This window comes from Desmonostoc muscorum LEGE 12446 (assembly GCF_015207005.2).
GTDB classification, from domain to species: domain Bacteria; phylum Cyanobacteriota; class Cyanobacteriia; order Cyanobacteriales; family Nostocaceae; genus Nostoc; species Nostoc muscorum.
This window is the reverse complement of record NZ_JADEXS020000001.1, coordinates 7,195,002-7,219,887: the sequence shown is the minus strand read 5'-3', so window position 1 is coordinate 7,219,887 and position 24,886 is coordinate 7,195,002. Positions and strand designations below refer to the sequence as shown.

Genomic DNA, 24,886 nt, shown 5'->3' with positions numbered 1-24,886 from the left:
CTTAATCAAAGAGTATTATGCATCAGGAATATGGATTGATGCATTTAAGATCGTCGCAACCAAAACCTTGAGTCATCATTGCAGATAGCTGTTGAAAAACTTGACCATTGAGGTTGAATTCTTGCATGATTTTGTCATCGGCTTGTCCTTGGGCTATCAGCTTTGCCATTTGCTCAAACTCTACCCAAGTCAAGTCACTCTCAACAAATGCTTTAGCGAGGGTAATTACCAGTTCCTCATAATCATTGTCTTCTAGTTTTGTCATCATCCGGTGTTCAATGTGAAGCGAATCATCGAAACAGTAGTACCAGGATTTTGGTTGCTGGTTAACTACCCTTCGGAAAAAATCCTGCTGTTTGGAGCGACTAACAGCATGATCGGCCTCACTACATACCATTAAACTAGGGGCACAAACAGAGCCTTGAGCCTTTTTTAAAACCTCCTCTGCCAATTGAAGAAATATCCGTAATGCCTTAAGACAAAAACCTTTATAACCAAAATTGCCAGGTGCATCTTTGTTGAACCATTCAAAGTAAATTGGCAGGATTTTCAGCAGTTGATCGAATAGTGAGTAACGGCTACCCAAATAAGGCGTGAACAATAAAGCGCGGTCAATCTCCTGGGGATGCTCTAAACCTAACCAAGCAGCTAAAGTTCCACCTGTTGATAATCCACCAATTACAACTTCTTGACCTAGCGTTTTTGCAAACTGCAACCATTCAAGCACAAATTGTTGATATATCTGAATATCTGTTGGTAGTGGTGGAGGATTTTGACCGCTCCAGTTGCCTGAACGTCCATGACCAGGCTGTAAAGGAATCAAAACGTTATATCCCTTGTTAAATAAGGCTTTACCAAGCGGCTCAAACTGGTAAGGGCCTGCTGTAAAACCATGCAAAAACAAGAAAACTTTTGATGTGAAGTCAGGGTGAATCAAAAATTTGGAACGACAGGCTTCGTTCTTGAGACCCTGTGTGGATTCTAATTGGTGAACTTGCTCCAGCATTTCTGCTGTTTTTTCAATGTCAATTTTCATTTGTGACTCTTAAGATTTGGTTAAAACTTCGCTTTTGGTGGGCGAATTTCTTCCCCAGTCCCTTGTATTCACAAAAGAATAATCACTAAAGACGAAAACAATGTAAACTATCTAAATAAAGTTAACAATTATTTACATATTACCCAAAAATCATGCTGGCTGCAATTCTCTTTGACCTAGACGGCACTATTGTCAATAGCGATCCAATACACTACCGAGCTTGGAAAGAAATGCTGCTCGATTTCAGCATAGAAATTGACGAAACATTTTATAAATCCCGAATTAGTGGGCGGCTAAATCCAGAAATTGTTCAAGATATTCTGCCACAATTATCACTAGCAGAAAGGGAAAATTTTGCAAACGAAAAAGAGGCACTTTTCCGCAAAGTTGCCTCCGATCTACAACCGCTGAGTGGATTTTCTGAACTGCTAGCATGGACAGATACGCATCAATTAAAACGTGCATTAGTAACTAATGCCCCAAGATTAAATGCAGAATATATGCTAGAAGTTTTGGGGATAAAAGAAGCTTTCCATACAATTGTTTTAGCGGATGATTGTATAGCAGGTAAACCTGACCCGGCACCCTATCAAGTTGCCTTAAACAACTTAGGGATTCAAGCAGAGGAAGCGATCGCTCTAGAAGATTCTCCCTCTGGAATTCGGGCTGCGGTGGGCGCAGATATCCGCACCATCGGTATAGCGTCCACCCACAATCCCCAACTCTTACAGGAAGTTGGTGCATTTATGGCGATTCCAGATTTTACTGATTTGCAGTTGTGGACATTGCTCAACTCGCTTATCGAACCAGATTTAAGCGCGATCGCTTCTAATTTTTGAACCCAAAGCTGATAATTTTGATACTAGAGACGCCTAATTTTGCGTCTCTATTTATTTTTCAGCCAAAATGGCGTAAATTTCCCGTTTAACTTGCTCTAGAAGCTCACGCACTCGATTTATTCGCTCTACATTACCACTGCGGGCAACCTGCACTACCACACCAGCTAATTCTGTTGCAGCATTCCGCAACTCAATAAACTCTTGGGGCTTACCTGCGATCAAACTTTTGAAGGTATCCCAAGGAGAGTCTGAAGTTTCTTTTTGGGTACGTTCTGCCAAAAGTTGTCTACCCTCATCTGTAATGCTATAAATCCGCTTACCGCCTTCCTGTGAGCTGGTTAAATAACCACCTTCCTCCAGCAATTGCAGTGTTGGATACACTGAGCCAGGACTGAGGCGACGGAAACCACCATAACGAGTTTCCATCTCTTTAATCAGGTCGTAACCATGACTAGGATGCTCGGATAACAATTCCAGCAAGATGAACTTGATGTCACCCCGACGAGTCCGATGTTCATCTCCCCAACCACGACCAAACATTTCATCGCCCAAGTGTTTGCCATGATGTCCACTATGGTGCTTGCGATGCTCAAACCGAGACTTGACAAACACAAAATCATCTTCGCTAACTCCTGCCCATGCAGGTACTCCAAACCGTGACCGAAAGTGTCTAAACATAACTAAATTTCTAATCAACTTTCTCTACTATACGATATATCGGAATATATCACGATATATCGGAATAGAATTTTGATGAAGATTTATTTCAATTGTGGCGTCGTCTTGTCATTACATGGGTAGGGGGCACAGCAATGCTGTACCCCCACAAAAAGTCTATATATATGGTTTTCGTGAATTGGTATTAAGCTTTCACTTTAGCTTTTGACCAGACACCATTTTGATCTTCATCATATGAGGAGTGAACAGCTTCCCAAGCAGCTTGCTCAGCGTTAAACTCGTCACTTTTTTCATTGAATACAGTGTTATAGCGCTCAATGAATGTATGCTGAGCTTCATCAGAAAGATGAGCGCGAACCTCAGGTGACAAGTCCTCTGGGCTGTTGCATAGTCCTGGACAAGGGCGAGCCAAGGTTTTTTCAATTACCTGAATTTCTTCGCCACCAGCGCTTTCGAGGAGCAATTGAAATTCGCCGGTGCGATCGCTTGGAACTTCTGCCATCAATAAAAACTCACCAGCTTGTAAGCGGGTTTGGTAAATAGCGGCTTTATCTTCTGGCATTCCCAAAGTAGTCAGAACCGATACTAGACCGGCACCTGCACTACCTGCGATCGCTCCACTGGCAGCCCCTAACAACACTGCACCAATCGGACCTCCTGCCACAACTGAGCCAACAAAAGGAATAAATAGTACGCCTACACCCGTGAGCAAGCTGAGAAAGGAACCAAACAAGGAACCAAAAACTGCCCCTGTTCTTAAACCTCCCAGAATCACATCCTTTTTACTAATAAAGCCAGAAATTCGAGTTTCCGACTGGAAGTTTCTGCCCATGACGGAAATGTGATCTTTGGGCACACCTCTATCTAATAAACGTCTAATCACATCATCAATTTGCTTTTGTTCTTTGAAGACAGCAGAAATAGTACGTTCTGCTTTGTATACTTCTGGCATTTAAATACTCCTGTGATTATGTTTTTTTGCTCTAGATATAGTCAAAAAATTTTGGATTAGCCCCATACCTTCAGGTATGGGGCTGAGTAAACAATTGTAGATTTTGGATTTGTTCCACAAATAAATTTGGGGGCAATTCTACCAGACGCTAGGCGAACAGAATTTTCTAGATTTTAGGTTTTAAATCAACAATCCAAAATCTAAAATCTAAAATCTAAAATTCCCTATTGCTTACACGCCTACAGGAGTTTTAGCTTGTGTTGCTGGTTGTGTACCGTCTCCCTCTAGTGCTTGCCCTTCAATAAATGAGCGCAACATCCAAGCGATTTCCTCATGTTGTTCCATCAATCCAGTCAGAAAATCAGCGGTTCCTTGATCGTGGAACTTTTCACCAGACTGATCTACATGATCTCTGAGATTGCGAATCACTTGCTCGTGATCTTGCACTAGATTAGCTACCATTCCGGTTGCAGTGGGCACACTACCAGCATGTTCCTTGAGGGTAGCAATTTTGAGAAATCCTTCCATCGTGCCAACTGGATAACCACCCAAAGCACGAATCCGCTCTGCTAACGCATCAATATTAACAGTCAGCTTTTCGTAATGTTCTTCCCAAAGTTGGTGCAAAGAGCGGAATTGAGGGCCAACAACATCCCAATGGTACTTTTTGGTTTTTACTAACAGTAAATAGGCATCTGCTAAATCTTGATTCAACAGATTAATCACACCTTGACGCTGTTCTTGTGTCAAACCAATGTTGATCGCACGCATTGTTTTTCATCCCTAGACAAACTTATCATTTATTAACATCACAGATTTACGGTATCATCTACATCAACCAAAGGGCGCATTGTCAGTTTAGATTAATTACCATATTGAGAATTATGCCTATGTCTTAGTAGGTAGTATTATGATGATGGACTAGTAATTAGTTAGGGTTATTGTTTTTTGGTCAGCATTGACAAGAAAAATTTTCAAATCATTATAATTATCAATCGCCTACATAAAATTTAATTTTTTCTTTAGGATAATAAATAGTAATAAGTGATTACTTAAAAGCAACCACTTACTACTACTAAATTATTACCAAAGTCAAGTATTAATTATCTTATACCATTTTCACGAAAATATTGATACATTTAGATTTACCGTAGGGTAGCACCGCTGTGCTACCCTACCAAGGTATTTGTATCAACTTTAAAGTGAAATGGTATTACTTACCTGTAACTTTGTCTAACACATTTTTGATACTTTCTTCCACCGAGGTTGCACTCTGTGAATTTTCAGGACTCTTTTGTTTATCAAAGTCAGCAGCTCCTTGAACTTCATTGAGTCCTTCGTTGGACTTCCTTTGAACTTCTTCAAGTCCGGCTGGTGGTTTTCTAGCAGCTTCGTCAGTTTTGCGCTGAATATCAAGCAGTTGTGTTTCCCCTTCGGTAGACTTGCTTTGGTAGCTATCGATCGCAAAAGCAGGAAAAGCATTAGATAGCAACAGTAAGGCGCAAGTAAAAGCCACAACTAGAAAACGTACTGGACGCAAAACAGATAAAACAGAAGCAATAATTTTCATTTGAAATCCTCGATAACAGCGTTAACAACACAAGGCTTATGCTTTTATCTGGTAAACTTTACCGATAAAACTAGCAAGCTATGCTCAAATCTGGAAGTTATTGAAAAATCAACCTGAAGAAATTGTCTTTCTCGGTATTTGTGCATTAACCTAGTAATGGTTAATGAGCAAGTACTCTTGACGAGTTCTTCATTCAATGTTCAACTAATTTATTTTTACTTGGAAGACTATAAGGCATACATCAACCTGTAGAATGAAGTTGTTGTTATCTACAGTTATAAAAAAAAATCACTCTCTAGATATATCGACTTAATATAGTTTTGGTAGATTAATGGTTCTGAGCTAATCCTCATATACACAATTGGTACAAGTATCCACGGCAGTCAAATTAGTCAATCAATTTTGAATTTTGGGAAAAGTTGAGCCATTCTTCAAAGCAGTTTTCCCGACTTGTATGTACTGGCGTTGAGCGGAGATTTCCCGCGTAGACACCCTCCGGGTAGCTTGCCGCAGCGAAAAGTCAGAGCTAAGGCTTCCTTAGGGCGTGTTATCAAATAGGTATCAATCTAACTTAAAATACTTAAGTGATAATATTTAGATAAATCCTTGTTTAAGGCAACATCAAGAACTCAATAAATAATCCATGTTGTAAATATTTCTAGTATAATAAGATTGCTATTACCAGGCATGACATGACATTTATTAACTGCAACGTGCGTATGTTGCAGAACAAGAAAAAGTGGTTTAGTCCATATCCGCAGTGTTTGGAATAGACTAAGCTTCTTTTCTCTACAAACAGTTTGGCTGTATCGGAGAGGCTTTCTTACAGTCTTTTTCCCCCTATGTGACAGATCCTTGTGGGTGGGGCGTTTGATCCCTCTCCACAGCAACATTAGGCGGTGTCACAAGCTTCCGCCCCTGCTCATTAGCGATCGCCTGAGTATGCTTTGCTGATGTAGCTCTGTCAGTGCTGTCTACTATCTATTCAGAGGGTGTACTGAGAGACTTTTTTACCATATTTCTGACTTTTCAAACACACTCTGAGAGTAGCATACCAACTAAATAAGTAAGCTGGTTATTTATCCATTGTCTATCTTTAGGAGCATCAAAATGAAGTCAATTCTTGAGTTGATCGAAAAAAAGAATCAGGAATATGCACAGTTGCCGTTCTTTAAGTATATGGAAGACGAGACAATTGACCCACGGCAGCGGTTGGCATTTGCCCCTGTGATTGCTCCACTCGCAATGGAGTTCAGTGAGTTGTGCAAAAGAATTCTCAGAGATGAGCCAACCACTAATTACATTCAAAACATGGTCAATGTACATACCCATGAAGAACATTTCCACTGGCAATGGTTACTGGAAGACATGGAGAAGATGGGAATTGACTATCCTATGCGGTTCAGTGATGCGGTTCGATTTCTATGGAGTGAGCATACCTTGATTTCCCGTTCCATGTTACCTCTGTTCGAGCGGTATACTCGTGGAGCGCATCCGATTATAAAATTAGTTGCTATTGAAGTATCTGAAGTGACAGCCAATGTCTTTTTCCGTTCAACGATGTCTGCGGCACTCCAACTACAAGACATGACTAGTACAGAGTTCCGTTATTTTGGAATGCGGCATAACCACATAGAAAATACTCACACTCTTCATACTCCTACTTCTCTGCAAGTAATGAAAGAGATTGAAGTGCCAGAGGAGATTCATCAAACAATACTGGAATTTATTGACAAAGATATCAAGCCTGCTAATATCCTAATTCATCCCACTACAAAGCAAGTCAAACTCATCGACTTTAGCATTGCTTCGCTACTAACCAGAGAAACCCAACTTTCAACCAGCCCGACTGTTTTAGAAGGAACTCTCGCCTATCTCTCCCCCGAGCAAACCGGGCGAATGAACCGAGGAATTGATTACCGCACTGACTTCTATTCCCTGGGAATCACCTTCTATGAACTATTAACGGGGCAATGAACTGGCTGCTCGATTTTATCTAGAATGGAACAAAGAGGCGTTGGCTTTGCCCGCCGCAGGCATCGCTCAAGTGTATCTAGCAAATGCCTATTACTGTTACCTCAACTGGGGAGCGGTAGCTAAAGTCAAGCATTTGGAACAGCAATATCCTCAATTGTTGGCTGCGATCCTTCAGCAACAGGAAACTAGTTCTTCAACCCCCAACCGAACTACGACAATTGGATTAGGACACAGCAGTTCTAGTGTGACTGAAGCTTTAGATTTAGCAACAGTCATCAAAGCCTCTCATGTACTGGCTGGAGAAATTCAATTAGAAAAACTGTTGACAACCCTGATGCAGGTCGTAATCGAAAATGCTGGGGCAGAAAAATCCGCACTCTTGCTGCTTCAAGAAGATAATTGGGTAGTTGCGGCTCAAAAAAGCAGCAAAGCAACCACAGAAACAGGTATTGCACATCAAAGTCTCCATCGAGAGGAGCAATTGGGTAAAAACCTTGGTGTAATTAACCTGCACTCTCTTCCTCTTTCGGCCAGTCAAGATATTCCCAAAGCGGTTGTCAACTATGTCTCACGTACCTGCCAAACCCTTGTACTAGATGATGCTCGTACAGAAATCACCTTCGCCAACGATCCCTACATCATTCAACGGCAACCAAAAAGCTTGCTATGTACACCTATTCACGATCGCGGCAAGCTTATTGGCATCTTATACCTAGAAAACAGTTTAACAACTGGAGCCTTTACCCAAAAACGTCTTGAGGTTTTGCATCTGCTCACAGCCCAAGCTGCCATCTCGCTGCAAAATGCCATACTGTATAACAATCTAGCTTTGGCAAAAGCTCAACTAGAAGACTATAGCCATAGCTTAGAGTATAAGGTACAGCAGAGAACTCAAGAGTTGAATGAGAAAAATCAACATCTATCGGAAACTTTAGAGAAACTTCAACACACGCAAACCCAACTGATTCAAACTGAAAAAATGTCTTCCCTGGGGCAAATGGTGGCAGGTGTTGCCCATGAAATTAACAACCCAATTAATTTTATCTATGGCAACCTCACCCATGCCAATGAGTATTTTAAACAGATGTTACACATAGTTGAACTGTATCATCACTACTATCCTCAACCGTTTCCTGAGATAGAAGAAGAACTAGAGCTAATAGATTTAAACTTCCTCAAATTAGACCTCCAAAAATTGCTGGAATCAATGAGACTAGGGGCAGTTCGCATTCGTCAGATTGTCCTTTCTCTGCGAAATTTTGCACGGTTGGATGAGGCTGAAATGAAACCTGTCAACATTCACGAAGGAATCGACAGCACTTTACTAATTTTGCATCATCGTCTAGAACAAAAACCATATCGCCCCGCGATCGATGTGATTAAGGAGTATGCAAATTTACCAGAACTCAATTGCTACGCCAGTCAGATAAATCAGGTGTTTATGAATATTTTGAGCAATGCTATTGATGCTTTGGATTTGTCATTTATCCAAAATGAAGGAGTAATTACTAATGAAGACAAACAAACAAAAATTCCCACCATTCAAATTTGTACTAAAATGATTAATCCTAATACAGTCAGCATTCAAATTGTAGATAATGGAATTGGGATGTCTGAGGAGGTGAAGCAGCGCTTATTTGACCCATTCTTTACAACAAAACCTGTTGGTGGAGGAACGGGTTTAGGATTATCGATTAGCTATTCTATTATGGAAAAACATCGTGGACGACTAAGTGTAATATCAGAACTAGGAAAAGGGGCAGATTTTTCGCTTTTACTTCCTTTAAATTAGTCTTTTATTATAAAATTATCTGGAGTCTAATGTTAAATTAGATCATGTTAAGGCTGACGCGGGGACACGGAGAGATTTTAATAATAAGTGATTAGCCGGATATGATATCACAGCTAATACCCTGAAATAGATCAATTTTTGACGTATATAGCAATCCTAAATGAACGTGAGTTCGACAAACCTCTCCCTGCCTTGAACTAAAGTTCAAGTCGTCCCTCTCCGAGTCGGAGAGGGACAGGTTTTACGTCAACACCTGGGCTGACATCATCAACCGTGCAAACCGAGGTTTGCAGCAGATTTCAAGGAAAGTGAACTACACAACGATTCGTCTCAAAGTCAGGTATCAACCTTGTTTTACTTCTGATACCAATTCTGTATGAAGATGCGCCTTATGAACCCCCGATGCTTTGGGGGAACGGCGTTAGCTGGGGGGTAAATATATTTCAGCTTCATAAAGAAACGATAGGAATTCTGAATTCTGCTGTAGATACATTTGCTTTCTTCACAAGTACCTCAAATTCTTTTGCTATATATATAAATATCAGACTAAGACATTTGAGGAATTTAAAATTCAAAAGTTGCTAAACTGACATCTCACATCAGTTGCTTTATTACAATTCTTGTAGTGTCAGCACTGCAAGGTTATTGAGAATACTGAAAAGTCTGACCAAACATAGCAGAGGGATTGCTCATTTTTGACAACCCAGCATCTGCAAATCCAAAATCGTAAAGACCAATTACCAATAGAACTGGAGGTCTATATGTTTAAAAAGATTTTAGTTGCATTAGATCGCTCGGAAGTAGGGCAAAAGGTTTTTGACCAAGCGTTGGGTTTAGCAAAGTTAACACAAGCCAGCTTAATGCTAGTGCATGTCCTATCGCCAGAAGAAGAGGGTAGCCCTTATGTACCTATGGTGTCTAATTTTGACTATTATCCGGGATTGAACAGTCAAAGCTTCGAGTTATACCAAAAGCAGTGGGATACCTTTAAGAATCAAGGCATCCAGATGTTACAATCTTTCTGTGCCCAAGCTAATACAGCAGGTATTACTACAGAATTTACCCAAAATCTTGGTAATCCTGGACGCATTGTTTGTGATTTAGCGCGTAGTTATGGCGCTGACTTAATTGTTATGGGGCGTCGCGGTCGTTCTGGGCTGACGGAATTATTTCTCGGTAGTGTGAGTAACTACGTCCTTCACCATGCTCCTTGTTCAGTACATATTGTGCATCTTTCAGTTACTGCTAAAAAAGATGAACTTGTCAAAGAAACTACAAGTGTTTCAAGTGTGAATTAAGTATCACAAGACTTGTAGCATTTTACGAAAGATTGATTATTGTAGAGACGCGATAAATCGCGTCTTTGCGATGTATAATTTTTATCATTGCTAACGGTTCGATCCTCTCTGGACTTTTAAGAAAATACTATCTGCGAAAAACAAAGGATCTTTCAGAAAGCCAAATCCCCTATGAAAAAAGATACTATCGAGATCGTTGATTTTCATGCTCATGTCTACTTCGATACCACAACTCAAGATGTCGCTGCTGATGTGCGTGAAGGATTAGGCGCTAGATTTGATGTGCGGCTTGGACGCTGGTTTGACAAGCCCATCGGTCCGCACCCAAAAGGAATGTATCAAGTTGCTTTCTTGCCGAATCAGTTTGATAAAGTTGTCCCCTGGTTAATGCTCAATCGTCAGGGTTTGGATATTCTCGTCCACCCTGAAACAGGCGATGATGTGGCAGACCACACGGATCATTCCCTATGGTTAGGAACAAAGCTAGATTTGAACATTGAGTTTCTTCGACAGATTAAAACAACCTAGTACCGCAAGGCGGATTAGTCACGAACAATCGTTAAACCTAAAGCTTTGTAAGAAGTTAGCATGCGATCGGATACAGTTGGTGCCGTTACAAGGTAAGTTAGTGCATGAATCGATTCCACAACATAAGGAGCAGCAGTGTCTAACTTCTCCTCTGTGGCTAATCCAACTACCTCCGCTGCTCCAGCAATCATTACTCGTTTAACATGCGCTTCGTCCAAGTTCTGTACGCTAATCCCAAATTCTGGATGTAGACTACACACCCCCAACATGCACAAATCTGCACGAATCATCCGTAATGCCTCAACCGTAGTAGCACCAACGTTTACCAAAGCTTTTTTGTAGAGTTGTCCGCCTAACATTACAACTTCTATATGGGGATGTTCTGCTAAGGCAACAGCAATGGGAGGGCTATTTGTGACAATTGTCGCTTGCAAATTCAAGGGCAAATGACGGGCTACTTGGAGAGTTGTGGTGCCTCCATCTAAAATTACCACCTGCCCTGTACAGACTAATTTGGCAGCTGCACGAGCGATCGCTTCTTTTTCTTTCGGTGCTTGTTTTTGGCGATCGGCATAACTGGCAAGAGCTGGCGAAGTCAGAAGTGCCCCCCCATGAACGCGCTGCAAAAAACCCGATTCGGCTAATTCCCGCAAATCTCGACGAATCGTATCCTCCGAAACCTTTAAAACAGCACTCAGTTCCGATGACAGCACCTTTTTGTCACGACGTAGAATCTCTAAGATAAATTGTCGTCGCTCCGCAGTTAGCATAATTGATTTTCCTGAAATTGCATATTTGATCTTGAAAATGCGCGTTTGTGAGTTTATACTCATAGGTATGCAGGTTTCTGCATCTTTCAGATGACTTTTAAATAAATTCAAGCACATCCGCGCAAGCAAGATTTAACAATCTTAGCTGCCTTTTCAATGATTTTTCACAGCCTGCTTTATCAATCAAAAGGGGGTAGATTACTATTGCCCGAATTTCTAATATTGCTTTTTCAGAAGTTTGCCAATGCTGTTGTTTTGTCTAAATCGGTTTAAATCCAAGGAATAATTTATGACTGGTACTAACATTCAATTTCCCATTGATTTGGGCGCTTACAAGCCTCTAGCTCTCAATCCAGCCAATGCAACTCTTACCCAAGAGCAACGAGAAAGACTAAAAACAAATATTCAACTGTGCCGTGATGCGATCGTCTTTTTTACAGCCAGCGGAGCTGCTAGAGGGGTGGGTGGTCACACTGGGGGACCCTATGACACAGTACCAGAAGTGGTCATACTTGATGCCCTGTTTCGGGGAGCATCGGAGCAATTTGTGCCGATTTTCTTTGATGAAGCCGGACATCGAGTTGCAACTCAATATCTGATGGCAGCTTTACATGGTGACTTACCAAGCGAGCAACTCCTGCACTATCGTGAAGCAAACTCCCACTTACCAGGACATCCTGAATTGGGGTTAACTCCTGGTGTCAAGTTTAGTTCTGGACGATTAGGGCATATGTGGCCTTATGTTAATGGTGTGGCGATCGCCAATCCAGGCAAAGTTGTTTTCTGTCTTGGTTCCGATGGTTCGCAGCAGGAAGGCAATGACGCTGAAGCCGCTCGCTTGGCTGTGGCTCAACATCTTAATGTCAAACTAATTATTGATGATAATGATGTGACGATCGCCGGACATCCTTCAAAATATTTACCCGGTTTCACCGTCGCCAAAACCTTAGAAGGGCATGGTTTGAAGATACTCGAAGGAGATGGGGAAGACTTAGACGATCTATACCATCGTATTTGCGAAGCTGTGAGTACTCCTGGGCCAATTGCCATCATTAATAAACGCCCTATGTGTCCTGGTATTGCAGGGTTAGAAGGTTCTACTCACGGACACGATGTGATTTCTGTAGAGTTAGCAATTCAATACCTAGAATCACGCGGACAAACTGCTGCTATCGAATATATCAAGAGTATTCAGAAACCGAAACAAACCTATACTTTTCTTGGTTCGAGTAACAAATGGGATGCTAATCGCAATGTTTTCGGTGATGCGGTGGTTGCCGTCTTAGGTCGTATAAGTGAAGCAGAACGCAAGGAAAAGGTCAGAGTCATCGATAGTGATCTTGAAGGTTCTTGTGGTCTGAAGAAAATTCACGATGCATACCCAGAAATTTTTATCTCCTCTGGCATTATGGAACGGGGCAATTTTTCTGCTGCCGCGGGATTTGGAATGGAGTCAGGAAAACAAGGTATTTTCGCAACCTTTAGCGCTTTTTTGGAAATGTGTATCTCAGAGATTACGATGGCGCGGCTGAACTACTCCAATGTACTTTGTCACTTTTCTCATGCAGGTATCGATGATATGGCGGATAACACCTGCCATTTCGGTTTGAATAATATGTTCGCTGACAATGGTTTAGATGATGGCTACCAAACACGTCTTTACTTTCCATCTGATGCTAATCAGATGAAAGCCTGTGTAGAATCTGTGTTCTTTGAACCTGGACTGCGGTTCATTTTTTCCACCCGTTCTAAAGTACCATTAGTTCTCGACAACAACGGTCATGAGTTTTTTGGTAGCGACTATAAATTTGTTCCTGGTAAAGACGAGGTAATTCGAGAAGGAACCCAAGGCTACATTATCAGTTTTGGTGATGCTCTGTATCGTGCCCTTGATGCCGTAGAGCGTCTGAAGCAAGAAGGGCTAAATATAGGTTTAATCAACAAACCAACTTTAAACGTTATTGACGAAGAGATAATGGCAAAAATCGGTAATGCTCCTTTTGTACTTGTGGTCGAGTCCTTTAACCGTCGAACTGGATTAGGCAGCCGTTTTGGTAGCTGGTTGTTAGAGCGTGGGTTTACTCCCAAATACGCTTATCTTGGCACTCATAAAGAAGGTTGTGGCGGTTTGTGGGAACAATTTCTACATCAAGGGATTGACCCAGTGAGTATTATGAACAAGGTGAAGGATTTAGTTAGCTAGTTTGGTATTTGGCAAACAATAACTCAGGGATGAAGATAGAAAACGTGGTGTAAAAGCTATAGGGACGTGGGTAATGTATGTAACGCTCAAAGACTCCTTTTCCTAAAGTTCCTTGCTCTTTCCATAAATGCCATCAAAAATAGTGGCTTTACATATAGCAATCCTATTTGATTTTTGAGAATAGAAGGTTACAGACCCCCGACTTTTAAAATAAGTCGGGGGTCTTATATCTGACGAAGAATTTAGGATTGCTATATCATGGTTAATTGAGCAGACATAATCTGAAAGATGATTAGTAAGCTTCAATCGAATACACAATTTATCATGATAGAAACTCTGCTGTTGAATTCCTTATTGTTAATTTCTCAATTACCTCCTCCTGACAAACAATTTACGGATTTAAAAAATCAATTAGAAAAGTTTGGATTTCGGGTGATAATTCAGCTACCACCGAAGCGAGGTGCTTATGGCTTATTACAAGAATCCAGCAAAAAAATTTGGATTAATCCAGTAGTTTTTGAGCTAAAAATCGGTACTCAAACCCTGATTCATGAAGCTGTTCATGCCGCGCAAGTTTGTGCAGGTAAAGGTAAAATAAAAACTTTAGGTTTAGATATTCAGCCTATCAATTATGCTCGACCATTTTTTATGCACTATGCCGATGTCCACAGGCAAGATTTAGAAAGAGAAGCCTATGCAGTACAAACTCAACCGAATAATTTTCAACTGGCTATATCTCTTCTTAAACAACACTGTAAATAATAGACTTCTTGCATAAATAAGTTTTTATCTCACGCACGAGGCAAGAGAGGCGCAGAGAAGAGAACCCAAAAAAGGACTTTTGCAAGAGACTCCATGAACACAGTGAGCGCAAAGCGCACGCTACGCGAGCACAAGGAAGGAATGAAAATATCTCTTTCCCAGTCCCCAGTCCCCACGGGTCAAAAATTGAAGAGTTCATCAGACAACTACGCTACTATTAGATTTAGTTAACAATTAGTTATATTACTAATAAACTATTAAATAACTATTGTGCTGACCATTAAATCACCCTATGCCAAAAACTAAGCCACTCAAGGCCGATCCAGCTGTTCTCGTGGCGGTTGCTGACTACTTCAAGGTTTTATCAGAAGCTAGTCGGCTACAGATTTTGACTTGTCTGAAGTCAGGTGCAATGAATGTGATGGAAATTGCCGAGGCTACTGGGTTAGGGCAGGCAAATCTATCTAAGCACTTGAAAGTATTAACTCAAGCAGGGATTTTATCTCGTCAACCCAAAGGCACTAGTGCCTATTACGAGATTGTCGATCCCATGATTTTTGAGCTTTGTGAGTTAGCGTGCGATCGCATTAGTGAACGCATCCAACAGCAGGCTGAAACCCTAAAAACTCTTCGGAGCAAAACAGCAATCTTTTGAACAAGTAGAGACGTTGCAATGCAATGCTGTCAAACGTCATTGTCCAGAGGGAGAACGCGCTCCAGGTAACTTAAAGGTCGTAATGATTATGGACGTGGATGAAATTCTCAAACGCTATGCCGCTGGAGAACGAGGCTTTCAGCGAGTAAATCTCCAAGAAGCAGAGCTAACCAATGCCAACCTCAGAGGTGCAGATTTTAGCAATGCCGATTTACGCCAGACACGGCTGGGTAAAACCAACTTTAACCAAGCATGTCTGCGAGAGGCAAACCTTAGTGAAGCAATTCTCTGGGGAATAGACTTAAGTGAAGCAGACTTGTATCGCGCCATTCTGCGTGAAGCTGATTTGACTGGTGCAAAGCTAGTTGAGACACGCCTAGACGAAGCCAACTTAATCAAAGCTAGTTTAGGTGGTGCTAATTTAAATGGTGCAAAGCTCTCTGGTTGTCTGCTAATTCAAGCAGACTTCCGCCCCAGCGCCAATCAACGCACAGATTTGGGATACGCGGTTTTCACTGGGGCAGACTTGAGCTACGCTGATTTGAGAGCGGTTTCACTGCATCACGCCAACTTAGATGGAGCAAAGTTGTGTCGGGCAAATTTGAGCCACACAACACTGTGGGGAGATTTGGCAACAGATCTCAGTCAAGCTAGTTTGCAAAAAGCAGACTTGAGCTATGCGGATCTTAGTGGTGCGATTCTGCAAAAAGCTAATTTGCTAGGAGCAGACTTAACAGGAGCAATTATCACTGAGGCTGATTTCCAGGGAGCAATCATGCCCGATGGTACGGTTCATGATTGAGGATGAGCGATCGCAATCAACAAAAATTCAGGTTTATAGCGGTTCCCAATTAGATGAAGTACAGAAATTTGTAGGGGCGCCAAACTTAGCACCCCTAACTTGTACATTAACTGTGAACGATTCATTTTTAAAGCAGAATCGGCAGGTATAAGAGCTGCTGTGTCCTGTATGTCTGGGGCTTGTTGCCTAATACCTAACGCACTGTTTCCCGCAAAGCCTCAGTATCAATGGGTTCGATCAGGTAAAGTAACAGCAGATTCCAAACAATTGCTGCAATCAAAGGTAGTTTGCGAATCAGCTTCACCAATTTCGGCCCAGAACTGCGCTCAATCTCTGAAATTTTCAAGTTGTAGCCAGAGCAGCGTTGTAGACGTGGGAAAAACTTGGGATGTTCGGTATTCAACATTACAGGAAAAGCGCGACCAGCTGTTTCATTAGTGTTGCGAACTACTTGGCGATCGAATTCTGTTGCTTCGAGTCCCAAGGAATCGTAAAAACTAGCCCGTTCGTGAACCGTCAGGGTGTGGGTGGCAAATACTGATAACAGGAAAAAGCGACTCCACAGCCTAGCTTTCCAGGTTTTCCAAAGTTGCGGTTGCGATCGCAATAATGCTTTGAATATATCCCCGTGACGGTTTTCGTCCTGACACCAACTTTCAAATTTGCGGAAGATGGGGTAAAACTGGTTTTCTGGATGCTTTTGTAAATGCCGATAGATAATAATGTAACGCCAGTAACCGATTTTTTCTGATAGGTAGACTGTATAAATCACCCACTCAATCGGGAAAAACGTATAAGTGCGGGTTTTAGTAACTGTGGCCAAATCGAGGGAAACTTTGAAGTCCCCCATTGCTTTGTTGAGAAATCCAGCGTGGCGGGCTTCATCACGCGCCATTAACTGAAATATTTCCGCCAAAAGAGGACTGCGGCCTTTGAGTTTTCGGGATAGTTCTTTAAACAGCAAAAACCCAGAAAACTCTGAAATACACGAACGTTCTAGATATTCAATAAAGGCGCGGCGTGATTCTCCACCAATATGTTCCCACGACTGCTCAAACGCCTCATCCCGAACGAAATGGTGACGGTTGTAGTCTGCTCGCATTTCTTCGAGCATCGCTGTTAACTCAGTTTCCTGAGCAGACAAATCCAGGTTGGCCGCGGTTTCAAAGTCTGTGGTGTAAAACCGGGGAGTAAGTATCGTTTCTTGGCTTGGCTCTTTGATTCCAGCTTTTGGCTGCTTGGGGGTAGACTGAGGTAGGGTATTAACCATGATGGCGCTGTTAATCAACTATTGCTTTGTATAACTATAAAGTTATGATAATTGGAGTTTTTTGACTAGACCCGTGATTAAAATTTCTACATTTCTTTAGCAAAGCTCAAAGTTAGCACCTAGAACTGTTGCATTGCAAGCTAAAGCCAAAAAAGCAGTTTATTAAGTTTTGAAAACCTTCAATTTTTGTTTGCTTAATAGCTATACAGTTATTAACTAGAGATTAATTTTTACCTGCTTACGTGCCTATTGTAGAACGAAGGCAGCAAATGGAGTATGGCGATCGCCAGCGCCAGTTTCAATTGTACCGTCGGGGTCGTTACGCAGAGTTTAATCTGGTGTATGACAGGGGAACAGTTTTCGGTCTACAAACCCAGGGACGGGCGGAATCTATTTTGATGTCTCTACCTCCTCTAGCACGCTGGGAATATTGCTACGAGCCAGAACCAGGCACACCCGAAGCACGGCTGAGCGAAATCTTTCTTCAGCCTCACGATTGGCTAAATGGGACTTTTGCCCAAAAATAACAACATTTTTCAGCAATGAGGTATTCACCATACCTGTCTGTTGTGCGTTCTCCCTCTTTATTATCTTGAGAAACTTGGAATAAGCGATACACTAAGAAAAATTCCTTGAGGAAACGTTGATGGCACGGTCAAACGGGATTAAAAGTGAAACTTCTGCACAGGAATTGGCTACAATTTCAGACGAAGATACAGTAACAATTGAAGAAGAAGTTGAATCAGTTGAGGGTGGCCAGGATATTGATGATATCTTGAACTCCCTAAAAAGCTTACTGAGTTCCGTAGAAAAGCTCCAAAAAGTCCGCCAAGAAGTGGGCGACATCAAACCCTTGATTGGGCGGATGCTCGATGGAGAATTAGTTAGTGGTGAAGAACTTGAGCAACTCAAAACAGGTGTGAGCAGTCTTTTTCGCCTTGTTCGCGCTCATAGTGACCATCAAGCAGCGTTGGCTAAAGCGCAACCTGCAAGAAACCTGTTAGATCAAGTACTCAAAGAGCGTAAAGCTAATTGAATTAGGGATTGGGCATTGGGTATGGGGCATGGGGCATATGGAAAAAGGCAGAGGGGAAAGACTTAATACAACTTTCTCTCTGCTCTCCTGCTCCCTGCGTTCTCACTTTAAGCAAGAAAATGACCAGAACTAGTGCAAGCAGTAAACAAAGCCTTGACCAAATAATTCGTAATTAATGGTACTAATTGTGCTTTTGGGGAACCAGCGACACTTTATATGTGGTTTCATTTGAAGGATATCGACTTTTGCAAGATATCTATATAAAAGAAGTTTTATGATCGTGAACGTTGCACCCGCCATTGTAGTATTAGGTCAAAATAGCGTCGCACTAGCACGCAAAATAATCACTGTCCTACCAGGAACGACATTATACGGTTTAGAGGGTCGCACGTCTGGCGTTGATGTCAGCTTCAAGAATTTTGGTGAGACGCTGCGAGAGTTATTTGCTCAGGGAAGGCCGCTAATTGGGATTTGTGCGGCTGGTATTTTGATTAGGACGCTAGCTCCGATGCTCTCTGACAAAAAACAGGAACCACCAGTGCTAGCTGTAGCTGAAGATGGTAGCGCTGTTGTCCCCCTCTTGGGCGGACTCGGTGGGGTAAATGATTTGGCACGCCGGATTGCTGAAGTCCTTGATGTCAAACCTGCAATTACCACCACAGGGGATTTACGTTTGGGCACAGCGCTGTTGTCTCCTCCCCCCGGATACCATTTAGCGAACCCAGAGGAGGCGAAAAAATTTATCTCAGATTTGCTAGCCGGGGCGCAAGTCAAGGTAGAAGGCGCAGCACCTTGGTTGAGTGATAGCAAACTGCCCATAGATGCAAATGGAGATTTGACCATTCAGGTTACAGAACATTTGGTGACTCCTATGCCCAACTGCCTTGTCTATCACCCTGCAACTATAGCGATCGCCATTGATGGCATCATTGGCTATACAGACCAAGCAGTAGCTTTAGTACAGCAACTACTAGCTGATGCTGCACTCGCAAGAGCATCAGTTGCCGGCATATTTGCACCCATGACCGCCGCTGTTGATCCTGCTATCCACGCCGTAGCTAGCGCCTTGAAAGTGCCTGTTCGCTTTTTCACCTCAAATCAGCTAGAAAATCTGATATTACAAGGTTATAGCCCTGCCCAAGCCGCAGCGATCGCCGCCACAGGCACAGTTCCTTTATCTAGTTCTGGTCACATTGCGATCGCCATTGCCCAACAGCCAATTGACGCCAACACCATAGGTCAGCCACGGGGAAGGTTAGCGATTATTGGCACAGGTCCCGGTGGTCAAGAGTGGATGTCTGGGGAAGTCAAGGAAATACTCAAGTCGGCAACTGATTTGGTAGGTTACAAAACTTACTTAGATTTAATCGGTTCTCTCGGAGATGGTAAGCAACGACATGAGTCCGACAACCGCCAAGAAGAAGCACGGGCAAAGATGGCACTTGATTTAGCTGCATCTGGGCGATATGTAGCCGTGGTTTCATCTGGCGACCCTGGGATCTATGCAATGGCAACAGCGGTTTTTGAAGTATGCGATCGCTATGCTAAACCGGAATGGGAGAGTATTGACATTCATGTTGCACCAGGCATTTCAGCGATGCAGGCAGCAGCAGCAGCCATTGGTGCGCCCCTTGGGCATGATTTTTGTGCAATTTCCCTTTCTGACATCTTAAAGCCTTGGTCGGCGATCGCACAACGAATTGCCGCTGCTGCCGAAGCTGATTTCGTAATTGCTTTCTACAATCCTGTTTCCAAAGACCGTACTTGGCAACTGGCAGAAGCGAGAAATATTTTGTTGCAACATCGAACACCAGATACACCAATAGTCTTAGGGCGGAATCTCGGCAGACCAGGACAGATCGTGAAAGTGATAACACTTGAGGAGTTAGCACCAACTACCGCCGACATGCGGACAATTATTATCGTCGGTTCCACAAAAACCCGAATTATCAAACGCAGCGATGGTAATGTTTGGGTTTATACACCGCGTCGTTATACCGAAGAAGAAACAGAGAAGTAATTATATAGCAATCCGATTTGATTTCTGAATGACTTGTAGAGGTAAGGGACTGGGGATTGGGGACTGGGGACTGGGAAGGAGCAATAAAGGTGTACTGAGTTTTGTTCAAAAATCAAATATGAGTCCTATATTTATCCCTCTTCTGTCACTCTCGGAAAACTTTTGCCATTTCTCAATTCTAGAGCTTTTGTATAGCCTGCGATCGCGCGATTATTTTCTAATAACAAATACAAGACCGATTTTTTTCTAATAGTATAGCTTGTATTGATAGCCTCATAAGGCTTCTAGCGATCGCCCTCCCGGAAAGTGACAGAAGAGGGTTATATCAAGTTCGGATGAATACTTGTAATTAAGGCTGACGTAAAGACACGAGACACGGGGACGGGGAGAATTTTGAATTACAAGTCATTAAGCGAACTTGATACCGGACACGATATTACCGCCGACTGCGAAAACCTTGTTTTCCATTAACGTGGTCAAAGAGTACATCGTATTTATCAAAAAATGCAATTCCAGGATTTACAAATATACTCAGTTCTGACTGTGGCGAGATACTCAAATTCCAGCGATTAAATCCGTCACGGGTTCCTGGTTTCACACTGTAATCAAAAATGCCATTAATTGCTACTTTCACAGTATTTGCTGAACCTAATACTCCTGGTTTGAGTTTACCTGCTGTAGAAGCTGACTTGAATTCAGTCAAACCATTAATAGTTGCAGTATCAGCAATCATTCTGCCATTACAAGCATTTTTCGCAGAACTCCCAGCAAGTGTTAAACAAACTTTGCTCAGTCGAGAGTCCCATCTTTTACCAGGTACACCATTTATTTCAGGTTGTTGACTCCAAGAAGCCATTTTGAAACCTGCTTGATTCTGGGGAGTTAAACCGAGAATTAGGCTGCCATTGTTGGCACTACCACCATTTCCCATCACAATAAATCCGTTACTCAGATTGCCTGGTAATTTTCTCAAGGGGTTATAGAGAAGTGACTTTTCAAAATAGTTGACACCGACAATACCAGAAAATGGCACACCACTCTTTGCGGAACAATTAGGTTTTTGGGCAGTACATTGGCGACTAGTAACAACCTGTACGGGAACAGGTTCTGTGGTGGGAATCAAACCAAACCGGACATTAGTATAAACTAATTCTCCCTCCAGGATAGTACCATCACTTAAGACTTCCTTGATATTTTGACCGGTTCTTTCGATGGGAGCATTACCTAAAAATTCCTTGGGAACCCTTAGCCCTGTTGAGCCTGTATCTAATAAGATACGTCTTGGCTGACCATTTGCGATCGCCACTTCCAGAAAATAGCCGCGAACACGTTGACCGACGGAAGGTTTGGGATATAAAGGTAAGGATATGGTGTTAAAAGTTGGCTGGCGGGGTGTATTTTGAGAGATGTCGCGCAACGCCCAATTGGGAAAAAGAGCCGCGAATGCCGACTGACGTTGTGCTGCTGGTTCAGGCGCGATATCCCAAAGACTTTCGTAGTAGAAAAAGCCGATACCTAAACCGCGTTGTTGCGCTGCTTGTACCTGGGATTGGATTTGTGGGATGGAAACTGGGCGATTTCGTAACCCCGCCATAATACCGATACCAGTCGGGATGACTTGTTGAGTTTCTAAAATTTCTGGGCGGGTAATTTGACCGATAAAACTTTCTAAATCATTACGGTACACCTGCATAACCAATTCATCGACAATACCCAACCGTACCCAGTTGAGCCAGTCTTGCAGTTGCAGCTTGTAAGCAAAATCATAGTAATTGGGAGCAACTGAGAAGATAGCATTCGGTTTTCTGGCTTTCACAGTTTGGTGGAGGTCTACCATGAATGCAGTAATTTTATCTGCCCGCCATTTTATCCATGCTTGGGCTTGGGGATTGGCTGGAGGAGGATTCCCAGTTTCTTGAGTATATAGACTAATCGTGTACTTATCGTAACCAAAATCTACAGGTAAACTCGTATGGTCGTCAAATTGAACGCCATCAGCATTATATTGCGCGATCACTTCCATTACGAGTTCGCGGATAAACTTTTGCACTTCGGGGTGAAAGGGATTCAACCACCCTACTTCACCCGCAGCAGTAATTGAAGTTTGAGTCCCATCCTGCTTTTGTGTTAGCCAATCTGGATGCTGTGATGCCAGTTCCGAAGTTAGGGGAACCATGAAACCAAATTCAAACCAGGGTATAGCTAGTAACCCTTGGCTGCGGGCTTGAGTAATAATGTCTGCAATTACATCTTGTCCCTCTGTTCCTTTGAAGAAAAAGGGAATACCCATTTTTTGCATTATGGCGCTGGGGTATTGTGTATAACCATCATTCCAGACTACGGGATAAACAGTATTAAAATTTAACTGCCGCAGTTGGGTCATGGCAGCTTGCACCTGTGAACGATTTCTAAAAACGCTAAAATCGTTACCACTTAGCCACACCCCTCGAATTTCCTGACGAGGTATTTGGGCAACAACAGGGGCAAAGTTGTTGAGTTGCAATACCACAAAGAATGATATCAAACATAATAATGGCAGCAGACGCTTTCTTAAAAGCCACCAACCTCGCTGTTGACTCAGCTTGCCCAAACCTATGAGTACGCGTTTCTGGACAGGTTTACAGCTATTTTTAGGTAAATAGACCACGCGGTAGGGGCACAGCAATGCTGTGCCCCTACAACAGATGTGGTTCAAATACATGAAAACTGCTGTAAATAGTAAGTTAGTTAGAGCCGCATTAATTTCTCTGCTTTTTTCCCAAAACTGAGTTGTCATTACTTCTGGTTAATTAGTTATATTTCATTCCATGCAAACGTTAAATTGCTACACCAGGAAAACTGATGCAGTAATTTAGCTGCAAGATAGTTGACGCAGTTATCAGGTTAGTGGTGCCAAGTACAAATGTTTCAAATGTAAGCTGTACCTACTGAAGTTGAGACTAGATGTCTAGCGACAAGCCCCTTTGCTGCATCACTTAGGCCAGTTATTCGCTAAACCTCAACCCAAAGTAGTGACTGCATAGCAATTTTCTAACAACAAGAGAATTTCTCTCGCTGTTCATTTTATGAATATTTATTAAGACTTAATTCTAGAAGAATCTTAAGACTTTCTGATATACTACTGTAAATAGATTGATTTGCCGTAGTATGCACTGAGGTTCAAAAAGTCCATCCCACAAAAATTTCATAAAAGCAAGTATTTTGTGTTACATTTTGGGATTTTTTATTCCACCAACTTAGCTGACTTATCTGATTAATCTATGGAATAATCAACATCTGTACTGCTTTAATACTTACTGCACAGCGATTTGCCGTAGTTTAACAGAGAAAGATTTTCCTAAGAGTTTTATATTGGCTTATTAGCAGACTAGTGTTGTTTTGAGACAAAAGCATTTATATGACAAAAACTACATGATGAACATCTACTCAAAATGAGTGTAATGCAAACTTTACAGTCTTTCGAGTCTAGAAATTTCCGTCTGTTTTTTAGCGGGCAAATGTTATCTATGATTGGTAGTTTTATGACAGAAACTACCATCGCGTGGTTAGTTTATTCTCTAACAAATTCAGTAACTTTGTTAGGATTACTTGGCTTTATCAGCCAATTTCCTCATTTGATAATTAGTCCTTTAGCGGGTGTTTGGATAGAGAAGTTTAATCGACGTACTATTTTAATTGTCGCCCAATTTATAATGATGATTGTTTCGCTAATTTTAGCAATGCTTGCCTTAACAGGGGTAATTAGTATATGGCATATTATCAGTTCAAGTATATTACAAGGTTTGATTGCTAGTATTGAGACACCTACTCGCTATGCCTTCATCATAGACATAATTAAAAAAAAAGAAGATATTACCAACGCAACGGCTCTCCATTCTTCTTTACTTAGTGGTTCACGGATCATAGCCCCAGCGATCGCAGGTATAATAATTGCTCATCTTTCTCCTGGTCACTGTTTTTTAATTGATGGTATTAGTTATATTGCTGTAATTTTTGCTTTATTGGCAATTCAGCTTGACAAGCCACTAATTGGACAAACAAATCATCAAAATAATATCTGGGAAGATTTAAAAGAAGGCTTTATTTATGCATACGAATTTTTGCCTATTCGCTCAATTTTGCTATTGATAGCATTATTCAGTTTTATGGGAATGCCATATCTCAGAATTATGCCTGTTTTTGCCGTGGAAATTCTGCATGGAGATTCTAGCACTTTGGGTTTTTTAACGGGAGCATCAGGACTTGGAGCCTTATGTGGTGGTATTTATTTGAGTTCCCAAAGAAGTGCAATAGGGCTTGAGAAAATTATTGCGATCGCACCTGTTATATTTGGCATAGCACTAATTACTTTTTCACTCTCAAATAATTTTTTGTTTTCTTTAATGAGTATTACAGTAATTGGTTGTGGCTATATCTTAGAATACTCATCAAGCAACGCTGTTTTACAAACAATATCAGACGATGAAAAAAGAGGTCGAATTATGAGCCTCTATAATATGTCTGTAATGGGAATAATACCCTTTGGTAATTTATTTATAGGTGGATTAGCGAGTATAATCAGTGCAAGATTTGCTTTAATGTTCGGAGCATTATGTTGTATCATGGGTTCGATTATTTTTTATAAAAATCTGTCAGCAATTGAAAAATTAATCCGCCAAATTTATATGAAAAATGGGATAGTTATGGAATAATTTTTTT

20 protein-coding genes and 2 pseudogenes are annotated in these 24,886 nt (G+C 41.7%); 14 read left to right on the top strand and 8 right to left on the bottom strand.

Annotated elements, in window-relative coordinates:
* Positions 1-22 precede the first annotated feature (22 nt).
* Entirely contained in the window at positions 23-1,036 is a 1,014-nt protein-coding gene (locus tag IQ276_RS29740) for an alpha/beta hydrolase (RefSeq protein WP_193912859.1), read from the bottom strand.
* Positions 1,037-1,188: 152 nt separating this feature from the next.
* Here IQ276_RS29740 and IQ276_RS29735 point away from each other — a divergent pair, with 152 nt between their 5' ends.
* Entirely contained in the window at positions 1,189-1,875 is a 687-nt protein-coding gene (locus IQ276_RS29735; protein WP_193912861.1) for an HAD family hydrolase, read from the top strand.
* A gap of 51 nt (positions 1,876-1,926) precedes the next feature.
* Here IQ276_RS29735 and IQ276_RS29730 read toward each other — a convergent pair whose 3' ends face one another.
* The 4 genes from IQ276_RS29730 to IQ276_RS29715 all read right to left on the bottom strand — a co-directional run bounded on the left by IQ276_RS29730 (position 1,927) and on the right by IQ276_RS29715 (position 5,075).
* Complete coding sequence (locus tag IQ276_RS29730) at positions 1,927-2,553, bottom strand: PadR family transcriptional regulator (protein ID WP_190880088.1); 627 nt, start codon at positions 2,551-2,553, stop codon at positions 1,927-1,929.
* A 184-nt stretch (positions 2,554-2,737) separates the two neighbouring features.
* Positions 2,738-3,505, bottom strand: coding sequence for a ChaB family protein (locus tag IQ276_RS29725; protein ID WP_190880086.1), 768 nt, complete (start codon positions 3,503-3,505; stop codon positions 2,738-2,740).
* A gap of 231 nt (positions 3,506-3,736) precedes the next feature.
* Positions 3,737-4,276 (bottom strand): Dps family protein, encoded by a 540-nt coding sequence (locus tag IQ276_RS29720; RefSeq protein WP_190880084.1) that lies wholly within the window; start codon positions 4,274-4,276, stop codon positions 3,737-3,739.
* 442 nt (positions 4,277-4,718) lie between these two features.
* Positions 4,719-5,075, bottom strand: a complete 357-nt coding sequence (locus tag IQ276_RS29715) for a hypothetical protein (RefSeq protein WP_193912863.1) — start codon at positions 5,073-5,075, stop codon at positions 4,719-4,721.
* A 1,728-nt stretch (positions 5,076-6,803) separates the two neighbouring features.
* Here IQ276_RS29715 and IQ276_RS41070 point away from each other — a divergent pair.
* The 4 genes and pseudogenes from IQ276_RS41070 to IQ276_RS29695 all read left to right on the top strand — a co-directional run.
* Positions 6,804-7,049: pseudogene (locus IQ276_RS41070) on the top strand (serine/threonine protein kinase); the annotation flags it as partial.
* A 49-nt stretch (positions 7,050-7,098) separates the two neighbouring features.
* Positions 7,099-8,844 carry a GAF domain-containing sensor histidine kinase gene (locus tag IQ276_RS29705; protein WP_235116086.1) on the top strand — a complete coding sequence of 582 codons (1,746 nt, stop codon included), beginning with the start codon at positions 7,099-7,101 and terminating at the stop codon, positions 8,842-8,844.
* A gap of 761 nt (positions 8,845-9,605) precedes the next feature.
* Complete coding sequence (locus tag IQ276_RS29700) at positions 9,606-10,142, top strand: universal stress protein (RefSeq protein ID WP_190880159.1); 537 nt, start codon at positions 9,606-9,608, stop codon at positions 10,140-10,142.
* A gap of 171 nt (positions 10,143-10,313) precedes the next feature.
* Positions 10,314-10,670 carry a DOPA 4,5-dioxygenase family protein gene (locus tag IQ276_RS29695; protein ID WP_193912868.1) on the top strand — a complete coding sequence of 119 codons (357 nt, stop codon included), beginning with the start codon at positions 10,314-10,316 and terminating at the stop codon, positions 10,668-10,670.
* Between the two features lie 14 nt (positions 10,671-10,684).
* Here the strand turns inward: IQ276_RS29695 and IQ276_RS29690 are convergent, their stop codons facing one another.
* On the bottom strand, positions 10,685-11,440 hold the full coding sequence (locus IQ276_RS29690; protein ID WP_193912870.1) for a DeoR/GlpR family DNA-binding transcription regulator: 756 nt from the start codon (positions 11,438-11,440) through the stop codon (positions 10,685-10,687).
* 289 nt (positions 11,441-11,729) lie between these two features.
* On the opposite strand from IQ276_RS29690, the gene IQ276_RS29685 reads away from it, so the two are divergent.
* From IQ276_RS29685 to IQ276_RS29665, 5 genes are all read left to right on the top strand, one after another.
* Complete coding sequence (locus tag IQ276_RS29685; protein WP_193912872.1) at positions 11,730-13,643, top strand: thiamine pyrophosphate-binding protein; 1,914 nt, start codon at positions 11,730-11,732, stop codon at positions 13,641-13,643.
* Positions 13,644-13,967: 324 nt separating this feature from the next.
* Positions 13,968-14,405, top strand: coding sequence for a hypothetical protein (locus IQ276_RS29680; RefSeq protein ID WP_193912874.1), 438 nt, complete (start codon positions 13,968-13,970; stop codon positions 14,403-14,405).
* A 292-nt stretch (positions 14,406-14,697) separates the two neighbouring features.
* The gene (locus tag IQ276_RS29675; protein WP_193912876.1) at positions 14,698-15,060 is read left to right on the top strand and encodes an ArsR/SmtB family transcription factor; all 363 of its coding nucleotides are present in this window, start codon (positions 14,698-14,700) and stop codon (positions 15,058-15,060) included.
* 88 nt (positions 15,061-15,148) lie between these two features.
* Complete coding sequence (gene hetL, locus IQ276_RS29670; RefSeq protein ID WP_193912894.1) at positions 15,149-15,862, top strand: heterocyst differentiation pentapeptide repeat protein HetL; 714 nt, start codon at positions 15,149-15,151, stop codon at positions 15,860-15,862.
* Entirely contained in the window at positions 15,843-16,013 is a 171-nt protein-coding gene (locus IQ276_RS29665; RefSeq protein WP_193912878.1) for a hypothetical protein, read from the top strand. The genes hetL and IQ276_RS29665 overlap by 20 nt, the downstream gene beginning before the upstream one ends.
* 42 nt (positions 16,014-16,055) lie before the next feature.
* Here the strand turns inward: IQ276_RS29665 and acsF are convergent, their stop codons facing one another.
* Positions 16,056-17,132: a magnesium-protoporphyrin IX monomethyl ester (oxidative) cyclase gene (acsF, locus tag IQ276_RS29660; protein ID WP_193912880.1), complete on the bottom strand. Its 1,077-nt coding sequence runs from the start codon at positions 17,130-17,132 to the stop codon at positions 16,056-16,058.
* A 227-nt stretch (positions 17,133-17,359) separates the two neighbouring features.
* On the opposite strand from acsF, the pseudogene IQ276_RS29655 reads away from it, so the two are divergent.
* From IQ276_RS29655 to cobJ, 3 genes and pseudogenes are all read left to right on the top strand, one after another.
* Positions 17,360-17,659, top strand: a pseudogene (locus IQ276_RS29655) (coproporphyrinogen III oxidase); the annotation flags it as partial.
* 119 nt (positions 17,660-17,778) lie between these two features.
* Positions 17,779-18,168 carry a hypothetical protein gene (locus IQ276_RS29650; RefSeq protein ID WP_190881802.1) on the top strand — a complete coding sequence of 130 codons (390 nt, stop codon included), beginning with the start codon at positions 17,779-17,781 and terminating at the stop codon, positions 18,166-18,168.
* 274 nt (positions 18,169-18,442) lie between these two features.
* A complete protein-coding gene (gene cobJ, locus IQ276_RS29645) occupies positions 18,443-20,188 on the top strand; it encodes a precorrin-3B C(17)-methyltransferase (protein WP_193912883.1) in 1,746 nt (581 codons plus the stop codon).
* A 436-nt stretch (positions 20,189-20,624) separates the two neighbouring features.
* Here cobJ and IQ276_RS29640 read toward each other — a convergent pair whose 3' ends face one another.
* Positions 20,625-22,964 (bottom strand): family 10 glycosylhydrolase, encoded by a 2,340-nt coding sequence (locus IQ276_RS29640; RefSeq protein ID WP_228042765.1) that lies wholly within the window; start codon positions 22,962-22,964, stop codon positions 20,625-20,627.
* A 655-nt stretch (positions 22,965-23,619) separates the two neighbouring features.
* Between IQ276_RS29640 and IQ276_RS29635 the strand changes: the two genes are divergently transcribed.
* Complete coding sequence (locus IQ276_RS29635; RefSeq protein WP_193912885.1) at positions 23,620-24,879, top strand: MFS transporter; 1,260 nt, start codon at positions 23,620-23,622, stop codon at positions 24,877-24,879.
* Positions 24,880-24,886 lie beyond the last annotated feature (7 nt).